Raw genomic sequence first — 16227 nt, forward strand, 5'->3', positions numbered from 1 at the left:
GTGCGTCCGACAACCCCGGAAACTCGCAGAAATCGCCTGCTGGGGAGCGTCGCTGGGCCACCGTACGGGGTCGCGACAAGCGCCGCCTGCCAGCTGCGCGACTTTTGCGCATCTGCACGAGGAATATGCGGCACATTCCTCGTGCAGATGCACAAAAGTCGGGCAGCGGTCCACGCCCGCCGGCAGCACGGCCCCGGCGAGAGGGACGCGTGTCGACCGTCAGCCCCGGCTGTCACAGTAGGCGGCGACCACCTCCGTGACGTACGCGGCAAGGCCGGGCTCGACGTCGTCGTAGGTCTGCGCGAAGCGTGGGTCGGTGCTGTACATGGCGCCCATCCCCCGGAGCATCGGCAGAGGCACCGGATTGAACCAGCGTTCGATCTGGTCGCGGTGCGCCTGAACTGCGGCGTCGGCCTGCGCGCTGCCGGGTGCCGCGCCGTCACGCATCGCCGTGGCGAATGCCGCCAACACCTCGTCCGACTCGGCCTTGATGCGATGCCAGGTCGCCTTGTCGTAGCTCTTGGCGCGGCGCCGGGATTCTGCGAATTCCTCCGTCCCACCCCAACGCTGTTGCGCCTCGACGTCGTACGCCTCGTCGTAACCGGTGCCGAAGATCTCCTTCATCTCGGCGCTGCTGATCTGATATTTGCTCATGGTTGCCTCCGATGTGAGTGCGGTGTCGATCGCGTCGACCAGCGCATCGAGCTCGTCGCGCCTGGCCATGACCGCTTCCCTGTGCTCGACGAGGAGTGCCGCCAGCACGGCCGGTTCGTCGAGCGCCTCGGCGATGTCCGCGAGCGGCATCTCGAGGCGCCGTAGCAGCACGACCCGAGCGAGGCGTTGCACGTCCGCCGGCGTGTACAGCCGGTATCCGTTCCAGCCACGTTCGCTCGGACGCACGAGCCCGATCGCGTCGTAGTGATGCAGCGTGCGGACGGTGACGCCGAAACGTGCCGCCACCTGCCCCACCGTCAGTTCGTCGGTCATGACCTCACTCCATCGCCTCACGTCAAGTCAGGGTCAAGGTTCGCGCCGAAAGACCTCTCGCAGGCAGGCGCGCGCGCCAATCATCCCGGTTTCGATGTCCTCGTCGCGCTCGTCGCGACCGTTCACCGCAGCGGCCCCGGGCAAGTCTGGCACCGTCGCCGGGTCGCGCGAGAGCAGAGGCCGTGCGATGAGCATGATGAACATCGGCGTCAACGTGACGAACCAGATGCAGAAGCCGATCAGGGTCGTCGCCGACCAGAAGAGCCCGCCACCGGCCCAGTCGCCACCGAACACACCGAACGAGAGCATCGCGAGAAAGCCGTAGACGCACGGCGTCGCCGCGCCCCACAGCACGAGCGAGAACTGCCGCGCCCCCATCGTGAGCCCCCGTGTCAGGTGCAACGACCACGCCGCGAGGCCCCACGCAATGACGGCGCACGGCAGCGCCAGCGCCAGCCCGGCGTCACTCAGCCAGTTCGCGGGCGAGTAGGCATCGGCAGGGCCGCGGACCCAGGCGACGGCGACAGCGACCGACGAGACGACGAAACCCGCCGCCACAGACCCCACACCGATGACGGCGGCCCGCCCGCCCGTGTGCCACACGGACGTTCGCGACCCCGAAAGCGAGCCGGCGCTCGACGCGCCCGCCCCCGTCATTCCTGCGCCGAGCATCTTCGCCACGATGTCTCTCCCGGTCGTCCTGCCGCGCCCATCGGCGCCGCATCTCTCACCCATCCTCGCATGTTTTGAACACGTTCAAGAACGACACTGGGACCATGGCTCACATCGTCCTGTTCCACTCAGCGCTCGGCCTGCGCACGGCCGTCCTCGACTTCGCTGACGCCCTGCGCGGGCTCGGCCACGTCGTCGTCACCCCCGACTACTACGACGGGCACGTGTTCGTCTCGACCGACGACGGGCTCGCCCACCGCGACGCCGTGGGCGTTCGCGCCCTCATGGATCATGCGCGCACGGCACTCGACGACGCGCCCGCCGACGCCGTCCTCGCCGGTTTCTCGCTCGGCGCGTTCTTCGCTCAGGCGTTCGCGGCGAAGCGACCCGACGCGCGTGCCGCGGTGCTCCTACACAACGTCGAAGCGCCGCGCGACGGAACCTGGAGCGGCGTCCCTGTCCAGGTGCATCGCCATGCCGTCGACCCGTTCATCAGCGAACCCGACGTCACCGCGCTGCGCGACGCCGTCACCACCTCGGGCGCGCCGTTCGACGACGTCGTCGCACCCGGCGAAGGCCACCTCTTCACCGACCTCGCCACCCCTGACGGTGACGCCGCCGCATGCGACGCGAGCATCGCCGCGTTCGACGCGTTCATCCGCTGACAGACGATGCCCCAGCTCGAGCAACACTCGAACCGGGGCGTCATGACGCTGCTGCGAGTCGTCAGGCCTTCTTGGCCGTCGTCTTCTTCGCAGCGGTCTTCTTCGTCGTCGTCTTCTTGGCGGCGGTCTTCTTCGTCGCAGCCTTCTTCGTCGACTTCTTGGCGGCCTTCTTGCGCGTCGAGGGGCCCTTGGCGCGTTTCTCGGCGAGCAGCTCGTAGGCCCGCTCGGCCGTCAGTGTCTCGACGTCGTCGTCCTTGCGCAGCGTCGCGTTGGTCTCGCCGTCGGTGACGTACTCGCCGAAGCGGCCGTCCTTGACGACGACGGGCTTGCCGGACGTCGGGTCGGCGCCGAACTCCTTGAGCGGCGGCTTCGCGGCGGCGCGGCCACGTTGCTTCGGCTGGGCGTAGATCGCCTCGGCCTCCTCGAGCGTGATCGTGAACAGCTGCGCCTCGTTCTCGAGCGAGCGCGAGTCGGTGCCCTTCTTCAGGTACGGCCCGTAGCGCCCGTTCTGCGCGGTGATCTCGACCTGCTTCGTCGTCTCCGTGCCGTCTTCGGCCGTCGCCTTCTCTTCGACGACGCCGACGACGCGCGGCAGCGACAACAGCTTGAGGGCGGTGTCGAGCTCGATCGTCGCGAGATCCATGTCCTTGAACAGCGACGCCGTGCGCGGCTTCGGCTTCGCCGCCTTCTTCTTCGGCTTCTCACCGTCGGCAGGCGTCACCTCCGGCAGCACCTCGGTGACGTACGGGCCGTAGCGTCCCGACTTGGCGACGATCTCGTGGCCCGACTCGGGGTCGGTGCCGAGGACGCGGCCGTCGTCGTCGGAGGCGTCGAGCAGCTCGCGGATCTTCGCAGGCGTCATCTCGTCGGGCGCGATGTCGTCCGTGATCGACGCGCGCCGCGGCTTCTCGCCGACCTTCTCGGGGTCGAAGCCCTCCTTGACCTCACCCGTCGCCGGGTCGATGCCGTTCGGCACCTCCTCCTCGACGTACGGCCCGTACCGCCCGACGCGCACGACGAGACCCTCGCCGATCGGAATGGTGGAGATCTCGCGTGCGTCGATGTCGCCGAGGTCGTCGACGAGTTGCTTGAGGCCCTCGGCCGACTCACCCTCGTCGCCGAAGTAGAAGCGCGTGAGCCAGGCCGCGCGCTCCTCGTCACCGGCGGCGATGCGGTCGAGCCCCTCCTCCATCGAGGCGGTGAAGTCGTAGTCGACGAGGCTGGGGAAGTGCGTCTCGAGCAGGTTCGTCACCGCGAACGCGAGCCATGTCGGGATGAGCGCGCTGCCGCGCGTTCGCACGTACCCGCGATCCTGGATCGTGCCGACCGTCGCGGCGTACGTCGACGGGCGGCCGATGCCGCGCTCCTCGAGTGCCTTCGTCAGCGTCGCCTCGGTGTAACGCGCGGGCGGCGACGTCTCGTGCCCCAACGCCTCGGCGCGCAGCACGTCGAGGCCGACACCCTCGGACAGCTTGGGCAGGCGACGCTCGCCGTCATCGTTCGAGTAACGATCGGCGTCGCGGCCCTCCTCGTATGCGGCGAGAAAGCCCCGGAACGTGATGACGGTGCCGCTCGCCGAGTACTCGGCGCGCTTGGCGATACCCGAACTCTCGACCCCGACGGCGACCTTCACCGACGCCGTCGAACCTTTCGCGTCCGCCATCTGCGAGGCGACGGTGCGCTTCCAGATCAGCTCGTACAGCGCGAACTCGGTGCCGCGCAGCTCACCGGCGACCTGGGCGGGCGTGCGGAAGCGATCACCGGCCGGGCGGATCGCCTCGTGCGCCTCCTGCGCGTTCTTCGACTTGCCCGCGTATCGGCGGGGAGCGTCCGGCACGTATTCGGCGCCGTACAGGTCGCGCGCCTGCTGACGCGCGGCGCTGATGGCCTGCTCGGACAGGGCGACCGAGTCGGTACGCATGTACGTGATGTAGCCGTTCTCGTACAGGCGCTGCGCGACGCGCATCGTGTCCTTCGAGCCCAGACGCAGCTTGCGGCTGGCCTCCTGCTGCAGCGTCGAGGTGATGAACGGCGCGCTCGGCTTGCGCGAGTACGGCTTCTCGCTGACGGCACTGACCTCGGCGTGGCCGGCTCGCGTCGCCTCAGCGATCTTCTCGGCCGCCGCACCGTCGAGGTGGCGCACGCCCGAGCTCTTGAGGCGCCCGTCGTCGCCGAAGTCGCGGCCGGAGGCGACCCGCTCGCCGTCGACGCCCGTCAGCTTGGCGGTGAACGCCTGGCTCGACTTCGCCTCGAACTCGCCCTCGACGTCCCAGTACGACGCGGCGCGGAACGCCATGCGCTCCCGCTCACGCTCGACGACCATGCGCGTCGCGACCGACTGCACACGCCCTGCCGACAGGCCCGCACGCACCTTGCGCCACAGCACCGGCGACACCTCGTAGCCGTAGAGACGGTCGAGGATGCGGCGCGTCTCCTGCGCGTTGACCATCTGCATGTCGAGCTCGCGCGTGTCGTTGACGGCGCGCTGGATGGCTTCCTTCGTCACCTCGTGGAAGACCATGCGCTTGACCGGCACCTTCGGCTTCAGCGTCTCGAGCAGGTGCCACGCGATGGCCTCGCCCTCGCGGTCCTCATCGGTGGCGAGGTAGAGCTCGTCGGCGTCCTTCAGAGCGCGCTTGAGCTCGGCGACCTTCTTCTTCTTGTTCGCGTCGACGACGTAGTACGGCGCGAAACCGTTGTCGACGTCGACGGCGAACTTGCCGTACGGGCCCTTCTTCATGTCGGCCGGCATCTCGCTCGGCGTCGGCAGGTCACGGATGTGCCCGACGCTGGCATCGACGACGTAGTCGCTGCCCAGATAAGACGCGATCTTGTTGCCCTTCGAGGGCGATTCGACGATGACGAGTTTCTTGCCTGACGCCACTGGGGTGCTCCTTCGGTTCGCGCACGGGCCACGGATTCGTCGTCGCCTTCGCGTGCGGTCGTCTAGACCGTACCCGACGGGACCGACAGCCGGTCGTGGGGCAGCGGGGGCACCTCCGTCGCGACGCGGGAGGGGCACCGCGACTCAGACGTGACGGGTCCTGCCGCGTGACGCCCGCCCCGGCCCCGCACCCACAGCGCCGCCCGGCACCGACGCCCGAGGGCGGAGCGGAATGTCGAGGACGGCCGAGAGCGGTGTTCCGGCTACTCGAGGACCCACTGGAATAAAGTTGATACGTCAACTAGTTTCATCAGTATGAGCACCTCCACACAGGCCACCGACGACCGACTCCCCGTCACCTATCTCAGCCACGGCGCGCCGCCCCTCGCGGACGATGCGACCTGGACCGCCGAACTGGCCGCCTGGGGCAAGGAACTGCCCAAGCCGAAGCAGATCCTCATGGTCTCGGCGCACTGGGAGAACGCGCCCGTCACGGTGTCGTCGACGAGCGGCGCCGGGCTCACCTACGACTTCTGGGGATTCCCGCCGAAGTACTACGAGGTGACGTACGACGCGCCCGCCGCGCCCGAACTCGCCGAATCGGTTGCCCGCCTCGTCGGCACACCCGAGCGGCCCGTGCACCAGGACCCATCACGCGGTCTCGACCACGGCGCGTACGTCCCCCTCGTCGAGATGTTCCCCGACGCCGACGTGCCCGTCCTGCAGATGTCGATGCCGACGCTCGACCCCGTCGAGCTGTTCGAGCTGGGCCGCAAGCTCGCGCCGCTGCGCGACGAGGGGACGCTCATCATCGGTTCCGGGTTCACGACCCACAACGTGCGGTGGTTCCGTCCGAGTGGTGACGCTGACGGCGCCCCGCCAGCGCCGTCGTCGGAGTTCGACCACTGGGCCGCCGAGACGATGGCGAGCGGCGACCTCGACGCGCTGTTCGACTTCATGACGAAGGCCCCCGCCGCCCATGAGGCGCACCCGCGCACCGAGCACTGGGCACCGCTCTACGTCGCGCTCGGCGCCGCCAACCCGGACGGAGCGGCGTCGGCGTCAGCGCAGACCACCGTCGACGGCTTCTGGTACGGCCTGAGCAAGCGCAGCTGGCAGCTGGCCTGACGCCCCGGCCGTACCCAACTGCGATCTACCTCCCCTTCTGCGCTTTTCGTCTACATTCGAATGTGGACGAAAAGCGCAGAAGGGGACAGGGATCACAGAAGTGCTCAGCGCTCGACGCGGGTGAGGAAACCGTTGGCGACGAGGCGCTTCAGCAGCGGCAGCGTGCCGCGGACGGCGTCGTCTGCGGGCACGTCGACAAGCGTTGCGATGGCCTCCAGCGCCGTGCGCGCCGTCATCGATCCGTCGCAGACCGACAGGAACGCGGCGAGCACGGTGTCGGCGTGGATCGACATGCCGAACCCGCCGCCCTGACGGATCATGATGACGCTCGGGTCACTCGCTCCGGGCTTCGTGTGACGCTCCTCCGTGACGTCCGGCGCGGCCTGCCAGAACGAGTCGAGCATCGCGTCGTCTCCGACACGCGCCATCCACGCCCGCGCGGCGAGACCTGCGTCGATCGTCGGGCCCATGGCGGCGGCGACAGAGCCGCGCTCGTCGAGCAGATCGGTGAACGTGGGACGGGGTTCGGCCGGCCTCTGGAGCGTGATGATGCCGAAGCCGATGCGCTCGACGCCGCGCGCCGCGAAGTCGTCGAGCCATGCCGAGTACATCGCGTCGTACTCGGGCGACCCGACGGGCGCGCCGCCGTCACGCGCCCACAGTTCGGCGTATTCACACGGATCCTGCACCTCGCGCTGCACGACGAGCGCATCGAGGTCGACGCCGTCGAGCCATCGCTCCCAGACGTCTTCGAACGTCTCGCCGTCGCGCATCTCCCAGTTGCCGAGGAACTGTGCGACACCACCGGGTTCGAGGTGGGCGCCGACGTCGCGAACCAGGTTGCGCACGACGGCGTCACCCACCGCACCGCCGTCGCGGTACTCGTACTCGGGCATGCCGGGGCGACGCGGCGTGATGACGAACGGCGGGTTGCTCACGATGAGGTCGAATCGGCGGCCGGCGACCGGTTCGAGCATCGAACCGGCGAGCACCTCGACGTCGAGATCGTTGAGGGCGGCGTTGAAGCAGACGAAGGCGAGCGCGCGTGTCGCGAGGTCCGAGGCGACGATGTGCTCGACGTGGCCCGCGAGGTGCGCGGCCTGAACACCGCAGCCGGTGCCGAGGTCGAGGGCGCTGCGGACGGTGCGTCGCGGGGTCCATCTTGCGAGGGTCGTCGACGCGCCACCGATGCCGAGCACATGATCGGGTTCGAGCACCTGCCCCGTCGCGATCTCCGAGAGATCCGATGCCAGCCACCATGACGACGTCTCGTCGCCGTACGGGCGCAGGTCGCACGTAGCGACGAGAATACGGTCGTCCCCGTCGCCGCGCATCTGCTCGAGGGTGTCGTCGTCGGCGAGCAGCCCGAGCGCCGTGAGACCGTCGACCCCCGCGGCGGGGAAGGCCGCCTCGATCCGCGCCGGACTCATGCGCCCACCGAGCGTGAACAGTGCCACGATCGTCGCGACAGGACTGTCATCGTCGGCCAGGATGCGGCGAGCAGCCGTCGGCTGTTCGCGGTGCAGCGCGGCCGACGCACTCGGGCCGAGGACGTCGGCGACCGCCTCGACGGTGTAGGGCGCCGCAGCGAGGTCAGCGCGCAGAGCGGCGAGCTGATCGCGCGTGGAATCGTCGACGTGAGGGGCCGGGGAAGACATGACCCCAGTATGACGTTGACGTGGTGCACGCCGCCGACCCCATGAGGACCGGCGCGCGCCGGCGGAGCGTCAGGCGCCCGCCTTGACCGCCGCGACGGCGTCAGCGGCGGTGGAATCGATGGTGAAGATCTTCTCGAGGCCGGTGATCTGGAAGTTGCGGAGCACCCGGGGATTGGTGATGACGACCCGCATGACCCCCTCGAGCATCCGTACGGCCTTGAGGCGGCCCACGAGCACACCGAGGCCGGTCGAGTCGAGGAAGCTCACCTCGCTCATGTCGACGACCATCGCCTTGTCACCGGCGGCGAGTACCTTCGAGATGGCGTCCCGCAGAACGGGGGCGGTGTACACATCGACCTCCCCGGCGAAGGCGATGACGGCGATGCCGTCGTCCCGGCGAAGGTTCACTCTGAGTTCCACGCGGCCCGGGCTCCTGCTGCTCGACGGTTCATCCTGGCGCAGGCGAGGCCTGCTCTCTGGGAATTCAGTTTTGTCACAGGAAGCCGAAAAGTCAATGCAAGTTGATTTCACATTCATCTCCTTCGAGGTGAGATCCAGGGTGGAGGGTGCGCATGAGTTCTGCGGTCACGCGCACTGACGGTGCGGGCCCCGAGCAATGGCTCGACGCGCTGCGTGACGCCGGCACCGGTGGTGTCACCCACGTGCGCACGCGCCCCGCCCGTGAGGCCTCGCTCGCCGAGTGGCCCGACGCGGTGGCGCCTGCGGTTCGAGCTGCGTTCGAGGGCAAGGGAATCCACCACCTGTGGTCGCACCAACGAACCGCACTCGACGCCGTGTTCGAGCGCCGCCACGTCGTCGTCGCGACCGGAACCGCCTCGGGCAAGTCGCTTGCCTACCAGGTGCCGATGCTGACGGCTGCCGTCGACGGCGCCGACTTCGCGCGCCGCCCCGGCGACCCACCCGTCAGCGCGCTCGCGGCGATCCGCGGAGCCACGACGCTCTACCTCTCGCCCACGAAGGCGCTCGCCGCCGACCAACGCGCGCGCCTCGACGCCCTCGCCATCCCGGGTGCGCGCATCGCGACGCTCGACGGTGACACCCCCCCGGACGAGCGACGCTGGATCCGCGACCACGCCGGCATCATCCTCACCAACCCGGATCTGCTCCACCACTCGATGCTGCCCGCTCACGAACGCTGGTCGATCTTCTGGCGCTCGCTGCGCCTCGTCGTCATCGACGAGTGTCATGTCTATCGCGGCGTGTTCGGCGCCCACACGGCCGGCGTCATCCGACGTCTGCGCCGTGTCGCCGCGCGCTACGGCAGCCACCCGACGTTCGTGCTCGCCTCCGCGACCTCCGGTGAACCCGCCGCACACGCCCGCGCTCTGACGGGCCTCGACGTCGACGCCGTCACCGACGACGGCTCGCCGAGCCCAGCCCTGACGTTCGCGCTGTGGGAGCCCGGCCCGCCTCCGGGCGCGGCAGAGGCCATGGGTGAGGCCGTGGCGGCAGCCACAGATGCGATGAGCGACGAGGATGGCGACGCCGCGCGGGATGCCGGCGCGGCCCAGGCTGCTCCTGGCGCTGCCCAGGATCGTGGCGCCGCCCAGGAAGGCGGCGTGGACGATGACCTCACTGTCGAAGACCTCGGGCGTCGTAGCGCCGTCGCCGAAACGGCCGACTTGTTCGGCGAACTGGTCGGGCTCGGCGTGCAGACGCTCGCGTTCGCGCGCTCGCGTGTGGGGGTCGAGGTGATGGCCGACATGGCGCGAAACCGCCTGTGGAACCACGGGTTCGACCCCGACCTCGTCGCTGCCTATCGCGGGGGTTACCTGCCCGAGGAACGCCGCACCGTCGAACGCGGGCTGCGCGACGGCACCCTCGCCGGGGTGGCCGCCACGAGCGCGCTCGAGCTCGGCATCGACGTCAGCGGCCTCGACGCCGTCCTGCTCGCCGGGTGGCCGGGGACGGTCGCGTCGCTGCGTCAGCAGAGCGGGCGGGCGGGGCGCTCGGGGCGTGACGCGCTCGCCGTCTTCGTCGCCGCCGACGATCCGCTCGACACCTATCTCGTCCATCATCCCGATGTGTTCTTCGACCGCCCGGTCGAGGCGACCGTCGTCGATCCGAGCAACCCGTACGTGCTCGGGCCGCAGCTCGCGAGCGCCGCCGCCGAACTGCCCCTGACGGCCGCCGACGAGGCTCTCTTCGGCGCGAGCATGTGGCCGCTCGTCGAGGCGCTCGTCGCGCAGCGCGTCCTGCGTCGGCGTCCGAGCGGCTGGTACTGGGCGCGCGACGACCGGCCCGGCGACCACGTCTCGTTGCGGGGCGACGGCGGCAGTGACGTGCGCATCGTCGAGTCGCGTACCGGGGCCGTGCTCGGCACGGTCGACGGGGAGCGCGCCCACTCGAGCGTCTTCCCGGGCGCGGTGTACGTCCATCAAGGGCGCACGTTCGTCGTGACGTCCCTCGACCTCGACGACGGCAGTGCGCACGTCGTGCGCGGCAACCCGGGGTGGTCGACGGCGGCTCGCTCCGTCAGCTCGTTCGACATCCTCGAGGAGGATCGGTCGCAGACATGGGGTGCCGTCGGCGTCCACTACGGCACCATTCGGGTGCGCACGCAGGTGACGAGCTTTCTGCGACGGCTGCCCTCGGGCGAGGTCATCGGTGAGCACCCGCTCGATCTGCCCGAGCGCACTCTCATGACGAAGGGTGTGTGGTGGACGGTTCCCGAGGAGCACCTGCTCGACGCCGGCGTGACACCAGAGAGCGCGCCCGGGGCTCTGCACGCGGCCGAGCACTGCTCGATCGGGCTGATCTCGCTCGTCGCGCAGGGAGACCGGTGGGACGTCGGTGGCGTCTCGACCGCGCTGCACCCCGACACGGACATGCCCACCGTCGTCGTCTACGACGCCCTGCCCGGCGGCTCGGGTTTTGCCGAGTGCGCCTACGAACGGGCGGCGACGTGGCTGCGCGCCACACAGGACGCCATCGCCTCCTGTGGCTGCGAACACGGCTGCCCGGCCTGCATCCAGTCGCCCAAGTGCGGCAACGGCAACTCCCCGCTCGACAAGGCCGGCGCCCTCACGCTGCTCGAGTGCGTCCTCGCCGACGCGCCTGACGACGACTCGCGTCGCCTCGCGGGCGGCTGAGGCCGGTTGTCGACCCGTCGAGTGCGGCCCTGACACCGGCGACGGGGGTGCCGACGTCTGTCTGGCCGAGTGGTCTTCGGGCGCGCCGGCTCGGGCGGTCGCTGTCACCTCGTGCCCGAGGGCCGAGGCACGACGCGCCGTCACCTGCACCCCCGTCGACAACTCGGTGCAGGTCGTGAGCGTCGCATCGTTGAGGCGAGCACTGTGCCCGGCGGCCGCGCAGGCGTCCCCTGCCGGCAGGCGCGCTGCGCCGAGCACGACGGACGCACCCGCCAGCGCCGCGTGATCCGCCGCGAGCCTCACGCGCTCGGCGTCGACGGCGATGCGCGCATACGTCGCGACACCCGCGAACAGCGCGACGAGCATCCCGACGACGCCCACCATGACGACGCTCGCACCACCACGCTCGCTCGGAGTCCGAGGTGCGCGCGGATCAGGTGTCCGTGACCTTGCCGGTGTCGGTGTTTGTGTTTGCGCGGACGACCGCGACCACGTCCGTCGACACGCGCGCGGCAGCCGGCGCCACAGATGGGACGGCTGCGACGAACGCGTCGACCCGTGCTGGGGTAGACGCGGCTGTCGGGATCGCCAGATCATGGGCCCTCTTCCTGAGCGGCCACCGCACGGGCCGTGACATCGGGCAACACCCAGCCGAGGGGCGACGGCGGGCGGGCGACGAGCGAGACCGTCACCCACCCGCCGTCGCGAGCGACGCTCAACGTCGCCGGCACGCCCGTCGCGGCGACGGCGCGACGTACGGCGTCGTCGCCGTCACCCCTGGCGGCCGAACGGGCGGCGACGGAGGCGGCGTTCCACGTCCGATGATGGGTCAACAACAACTGCGTGAGGGCGACGACGAGCGAGACGACGACAACAACGGCGGGCAGCGCAACGGCGAATTCCGCTGTAGCCATGCCTGATTCGTCGACCAACCAACGACGGCGCAACCATGTGGGCAGATTGCATCCCATGGTCGCGGACGCAGGCTTCGTCGACGCCCGACCGGCCGCAGGCCGAGCCGTTCGAGTCGATGGAGCACTCGTCGCCGTGAGCGTCGCCCGCGACGAGGTCGCCCTCGCCACCCCCAGCGCCGTCGCCCGCGTGGTCATCGTCGCCCTCGCCGTCAGCGCGTCGACAGTGCCGAGGAGAAGATGCCCTCGAGCGCGGATCGGACGGTGTCGGACTTGACGATGGCGATGAGCACAGCGGCGAACGCGACGGCGGCGATGGTGCCGACGGCGTACTCCGCGGTCGACATGCCGTGCTCGGCGGCTTCGCTCGCGGCGCGCCAGCGGCGCAGCAGCTCGTCACGGGTACGGCGGGTGGTGGCGATCATGGTTGTCTCCTTGAAGGTGGTGCGGTTGTCGTCCGGAGTGGACGTCCCGGCGCCGGCGGCGACGGAGTGTGTGGGCACTCAGGCGGGCAGTTTCACGAGCCCGAGCACGAGCGGAACGATGGCGATGAGGATGAAGGCGGGCAGAAAGCACAAGCCGAGCGGCAGGACGATGCGCACGCCGGCCTTCGCGCCCGCTTGCGTGACACGTTCGGCCTCGGAGCGACGCAGGTCGTCGGCCGCCTGCCGCAGCAGCGAGCTCGGCGCCGCGCCGCAACGTCCGGCCAGTTCGAAGGCTGTCGCGACGGGACGCCAGACGGGCGGCGCGAGCGCCCAAGCGCTACGTTCGTCCACGCCCCAGCGCAGCGCCGCCGCGACGCGGCTGACCGTACTGACGCCACCGGCCGCGTTCCCCGGCGAGCCTGCGCTGTTCGGCAGCTCGAGCCCGCCGGCATCCCGAAACGCCGTCTCCGTCGACGGCCCTCCCCGCTGCGCCGCTCCCACGGCCTCGAGCGCGACGACGGCGGGCGCCCCGCCTTCCAGTGCGAGGGCGAGCAGATCGATGGAGGAGGCGACCGCCAACGGATGATCCGCCGTGTCGCTCTCGTCGCTCGTGACGAGGACGGGCCGCTCGGCCCGCGTCGAACTCGGCCACAACGCCATCGCAGCGGCGCTCGCCGCCACCAGCACCCACACCGTCATGACGTCGCCGCCTCGGTCGGTGCCTTGAGCGCGGACGCCGTCATGCGACGCGACCACCGCGCCCCGACGAACATGAGCGCAATCCCGGGCCACAGCGTCACCAGCCCGGAGAAGCCGCTGTAGCAACCGAGCATGTCGACGCCCAGCAGCATCCCGAGGCCCACCCCGAGCACCGGCAGGCCCAGCAGCACCGACGTGCTTGCCTTCGCACCCGCCGTCGCACCGTCCACGCACGCACGATGCGAGCGCCGTGCTCGCACACTGCGGGCGGCACCCTCCATCGCGTCGGCGAGTGGGCATCCGTGCCGCGCCGACAGCTGCCAGGCCGCGGCGACCTCCTCGAACGCGGCGCTGCGCCACAAGCGTCCGAGGTCGCGCCAGACCTGCACGACATCACCGTCGCGCACCGCTTCGAGGCGCAGCCGCTGCCACCCGGCACTCGTCGCGCTCCCACCCGCCGAGGTGGCCCCCACACCATCGAGCGCCATGATGAGGGCCGGCGTGACGGCCGACCCGGCGCGCAGCACCGTGACGAGAGCGTCCACGACCTGCAGGCATTCGGCCTCGGGATCGCTGCTGCTCAGGCGCCGCACCCCTCGCACCGGCCGCCGGTCCTCCCGCGGAAGAGCCTGCACCCGAGCCGGCCAAGCGATGACGGCGACGGCAGCGGCGAGCGCCAAGGTCATGACGTTCATCGCACACCTGCCAGGTCGCACAGAGCGGGCCAGGCACCCGCGCGCACACCGCGCTGCCAGGCTGCCTCGACCCGCAAGCCGTGATGGTCGCCCCCCATCACCCCGACGCTCGCGACGCGGCGCATCCCGTCGACGCGTTCGACGTGGATGACGACGCTGATCGCCGGCCGCAGCTGTGTGCGCACTGCTTCGGGGCTCATGCCGGCCAGCGCGCCGAGCGCTTCGAAACGCGCGGGCACGTCGGCCGCCGCGTTGGCATGAACGGTGCCGCACCCACCCTCGTGGCCCGTGTTGAGCGCCGTCATGAGCTCACGCACCTCGGCGCCACGCACCTCGCCGACGACGATCCGATCGGGCCGCATGCGCAGGGATTGCCGCACGAGCGCGGCCAGCGGCACTTCGCCGACCCCCTCGACGTTCGGGGAGCGCGCCTCGAGTCGCACCACGTGCGGGTGTTCGACGGCGAGCTCCCGTACGTCCTCGACGACGAGAAGGCGTTCATCGTGGGGCACGTGACGCAGCAGCGCCGCGAGCAGCGTGGTCTTGCCCGTTCCGGTGCCACCGCTGATGACGAAGGACACCTTGGCCCGCACGAGGGCGAGCAGCAGCGCGGCCACCTCGTCGTCCATCGCGCCGCGGGCGACGAGGTCGCCGAGACCGATTCGCAAGCCGCCCGGCACACGCAGGCTCAGGTGTGCGCCGTGGTCGACGAGCGGCGGCAGCACCGCATGCAGTCGCACCCCGCCGGGCAGGACGGCGTCGACGTAGGGGCTCGCGTCGTCGAGGCGCCGGCCCGCTGCGGCAGCGAGGCGCACGGCGAGTCGCCGCACGTCTTCCTCGCCGCCCAGGTCGAGCGCGATCCGTTCGACGCCGCATCCGCGATCGACCCAGACACCCCGGGTGCCGTTGACGAGCACGTCGCTCACCCCGGGGAGTTCGAGCGCTTCACGCAGCGGCCCGGCGCCGAGGACATCGGCGTCGAGGCGCGCCTCGAGTGCGACGCGCTGCTCCTGCCCGAACACCGGCGCGTCGAGCTTCACGAGCGATTCGAGCGAGCGCGCGCTCGGTGCACGCCCGGCGTGGATCTCCTTCCACATGCCTTCGGCTACGCCCATGACGGCTCCCGTTCGAGGCGCGCGACGAACATCGACACGTCGCGCACGAGGCGGGTCATCGTCGTCTCACGCTGCCCCGGCCATCGGCCCGCGAGCAGGTCGGCCGGGCAGTGGGCGCTCATGCGCCACCGCGTCGGGCCGGCCGCGACGAGCGGGGCACCGAGCGATTCGGCGAGCACGGAGCGCGTACGCACCGGCGTCTCGAGCGCGACGAGCGCGACCGGCGCGATGCCCGAGCCGCCCGGCTCGTCCAGCGCGAGCTCCGTGAGCGCTTGCACCGTGTGCTGCGCTGCAGCCGTCGACGCGAGCGTGCCGCGCACGAGCAGCACGATGACGTCGAACTCCCCCGGGCGTGGCAGCGGATGCGCGGCCAGGCAGTGCACGACGTCCCCCGCGACGTGGGCGAGCGCCTCGTGCGTCGCGCGCCTCGACTCCTCGTCGACGACGGCGGGAGAGGCGGTGTGGCTGAGCACCGCCACCCCGTCGCGCTGCGGCAGGGCGGCGAGCAGCCGCTCACCGTCGATGTGAGATCCCGCGCCACGCAGGGCCGGCCAGCGCGCACCGGGCGTCGTCTCGAGGTCGAGCAGCACGTCGAGCCCACCTGTCCCGGGTTGACCGTCGACGAGTGCCACCGGCGGTCTCGACGAGCCGCTGGCCGCCGCGACCTTCGCCAGATACCCCGCGAGCGCAGCCCCGAAGCACGCACCGTCGATGCTCGAATCGGGGCACATGACCGCGATGCGACGTCCACGGACGAGCGGGGCCTCGAGGGCCCCATCCCCGACGTCGACGCCGACAATGCCACCGCCCGAACCGGCCAGATCATCGACGTCGGCGGCGAACACCTCGCCATCCGGCCAGGCATCACGCGCTCCATCGCCTCGCGCCGACTCGGCGGACTGCTCTTCACGGCGGCTTCGATGCCGCCCGGGGAGTTCGAATCTCGCCCCCGCGTCGTCCCATGCGTTCATGGCTCCACCGTCACCGCCGGCACCAGCCCGGGCCAAGGCCGCGAGAGCCGAACCTGTGGATCAGCCTGCAGGCGAGGGCGAAAACGGGCCGTAGCCGTCACAGCCTGTGGATGACGCACCCGCCCGTCGCGGCCTCAGCGCCTCCGTCGGGGGGGCCCGCCGAATTCCAGCCCCCGCCGCACCCACCGGCCAGGAACAGCGACAGCCCCCGTCGGGGGGACGACGGGGGCTGTCTATGCGTGCATACCCTTGGGGGTGCGGCATGCACGCCAGCGCTCAACCCGAAGGGAGCGCACTCTCTCAA

Annotated in this window: 14 protein-coding genes; 3 read left to right on the forward strand and 11 right to left on the reverse strand. The window is 70.6% G+C overall.

Annotation, left to right across the window (positions count from 1 at the left end; translation table 11 throughout):
* Positions 1-219: 219 nt before the first annotated feature.
* Together J4Z35_RS00345 and J4Z35_RS00350 are read right to left on the reverse strand one after the other, a co-directional pair.
* Positions 220-987: a MerR family transcriptional regulator gene (locus tag J4Z35_RS00345; protein WP_074040166.1), complete on the reverse strand. Its 768-nt coding sequence runs from the start codon at positions 985-987 to the stop codon at positions 220-222.
* Positions 988-1020: 33 nt separating this feature from the next.
* The gene (locus J4Z35_RS00350) at positions 1021-1668 is read right to left on the reverse strand and encodes a hypothetical protein (RefSeq protein ID WP_062256046.1); all 648 of its coding nucleotides are present in this window, start codon (positions 1666-1668) and stop codon (positions 1021-1023) included.
* 95 nt (positions 1669-1763) lie between these two features.
* On the opposite strand from J4Z35_RS00350, the gene J4Z35_RS00355 reads away from it, so the two are divergent.
* On the forward strand, positions 1764-2324 hold the full coding sequence (locus tag J4Z35_RS00355) for a dienelactone hydrolase family protein (RefSeq protein WP_074045737.1): 561 nt from the start codon (positions 1764-1766) through the stop codon (positions 2322-2324).
* Between the two features lie 61 nt (positions 2325-2385).
* Here the strand turns inward: J4Z35_RS00355 and topA are convergent, their stop codons facing one another.
* On the reverse strand, positions 2386-5208 hold the full coding sequence (gene topA / locus J4Z35_RS00360; RefSeq protein ID WP_074040161.1) for a type I DNA topoisomerase: 2823 nt from the start codon (positions 5206-5208) through the stop codon (positions 2386-2388).
* A gap of 315 nt (positions 5209-5523) precedes the next feature.
* Here topA and J4Z35_RS00365 point away from each other — a divergent pair, with 315 nt between their 5' ends.
* The gene (locus J4Z35_RS00365) at positions 5524-6336 is read left to right on the forward strand and encodes a class III extradiol ring-cleavage dioxygenase (RefSeq protein ID WP_208065251.1); all 813 of its coding nucleotides are present in this window, start codon (positions 5524-5526) and stop codon (positions 6334-6336) included.
* A 104-nt stretch (positions 6337-6440) separates the two neighbouring features.
* On the opposite strand, the gene J4Z35_RS00370 is transcribed toward J4Z35_RS00365, so the two are convergent.
* Together J4Z35_RS00370 and J4Z35_RS00375 are read right to left on the reverse strand one after the other, a co-directional pair.
* Positions 6441-7994 carry a class I SAM-dependent methyltransferase gene (locus tag J4Z35_RS00370; protein WP_208065252.1) on the reverse strand — a complete coding sequence of 518 codons (1554 nt, stop codon included), beginning with the start codon at positions 7992-7994 and terminating at the stop codon, positions 6441-6443.
* A gap of 69 nt (positions 7995-8063) precedes the next feature.
* Complete coding sequence (locus tag J4Z35_RS00375; RefSeq protein ID WP_038569554.1) at positions 8064-8414, reverse strand: STAS domain-containing protein; 351 nt, start codon at positions 8412-8414, stop codon at positions 8064-8066.
* Positions 8415-8566: 152 nt separating this feature from the next.
* Between J4Z35_RS00375 and J4Z35_RS00380 the strand changes: the two genes are divergently transcribed.
* Positions 8567-11107: a DEAD/DEAH box helicase gene (locus tag J4Z35_RS00380; RefSeq protein WP_208065253.1), complete on the forward strand. Its 2541-nt coding sequence runs from the start codon at positions 8567-8569 to the stop codon at positions 11105-11107.
* A 593-nt stretch (positions 11108-11700) separates the two neighbouring features.
* On the opposite strand, the gene J4Z35_RS00390 is transcribed toward J4Z35_RS00380, so the two are convergent.
* The 6 genes from J4Z35_RS00390 to J4Z35_RS00415 all read right to left on the reverse strand — a co-directional run bounded on the left by J4Z35_RS00390 (position 11701) and on the right by J4Z35_RS00415 (position 15923).
* Complete coding sequence (locus J4Z35_RS00390; protein ID WP_038569562.1) at positions 11701-12021, reverse strand: TadE family type IV pilus minor pilin; 321 nt, start codon at positions 12019-12021, stop codon at positions 11701-11703.
* Between the two features lie 209 nt (positions 12022-12230).
* On the reverse strand, positions 12231-12443 hold the full coding sequence (locus J4Z35_RS00395) for a DUF4244 domain-containing protein (protein ID WP_006943941.1): 213 nt from the start codon (positions 12441-12443) through the stop codon (positions 12231-12233).
* A 78-nt stretch (positions 12444-12521) separates the two neighbouring features.
* The gene (locus J4Z35_RS00400; RefSeq protein ID WP_006943927.1) at positions 12522-13142 is read right to left on the reverse strand and encodes a type II secretion system F family protein; all 621 of its coding nucleotides are present in this window, start codon (positions 13140-13142) and stop codon (positions 12522-12524) included.
* Complete coding sequence (locus J4Z35_RS00405; protein ID WP_074046550.1) at positions 13139-13837, reverse strand: hypothetical protein; 699 nt, start codon at positions 13835-13837, stop codon at positions 13139-13141. The genes J4Z35_RS00400 and J4Z35_RS00405 overlap by 4 nt, the downstream gene beginning before the upstream one ends.
* Complete coding sequence (locus J4Z35_RS00410; RefSeq protein ID WP_231729428.1) at positions 13834-14952, reverse strand: TadA family conjugal transfer-associated ATPase; 1119 nt, start codon at positions 14950-14952, stop codon at positions 13834-13836. The genes J4Z35_RS00405 and J4Z35_RS00410 overlap by 4 nt, the downstream gene beginning before the upstream one ends.
* A complete protein-coding gene (locus J4Z35_RS00415) occupies positions 14943-15923 on the reverse strand; it encodes a hypothetical protein (RefSeq protein WP_208065254.1) in 981 nt (326 codons plus the stop codon). The genes J4Z35_RS00410 and J4Z35_RS00415 overlap by 10 nt, the downstream gene beginning before the upstream one ends.
* Between the last annotated feature and the right edge of the window lie 304 nt (positions 15924-16227).

This window comes from Dermacoccus sp. NHGro5 (genome assembly GCF_017565385.1).
GTDB classification, from domain to species: domain Bacteria; phylum Actinomycetota; class Actinomycetes; order Actinomycetales; family Dermatophilaceae; genus Dermacoccus; species Dermacoccus nishinomiyaensis.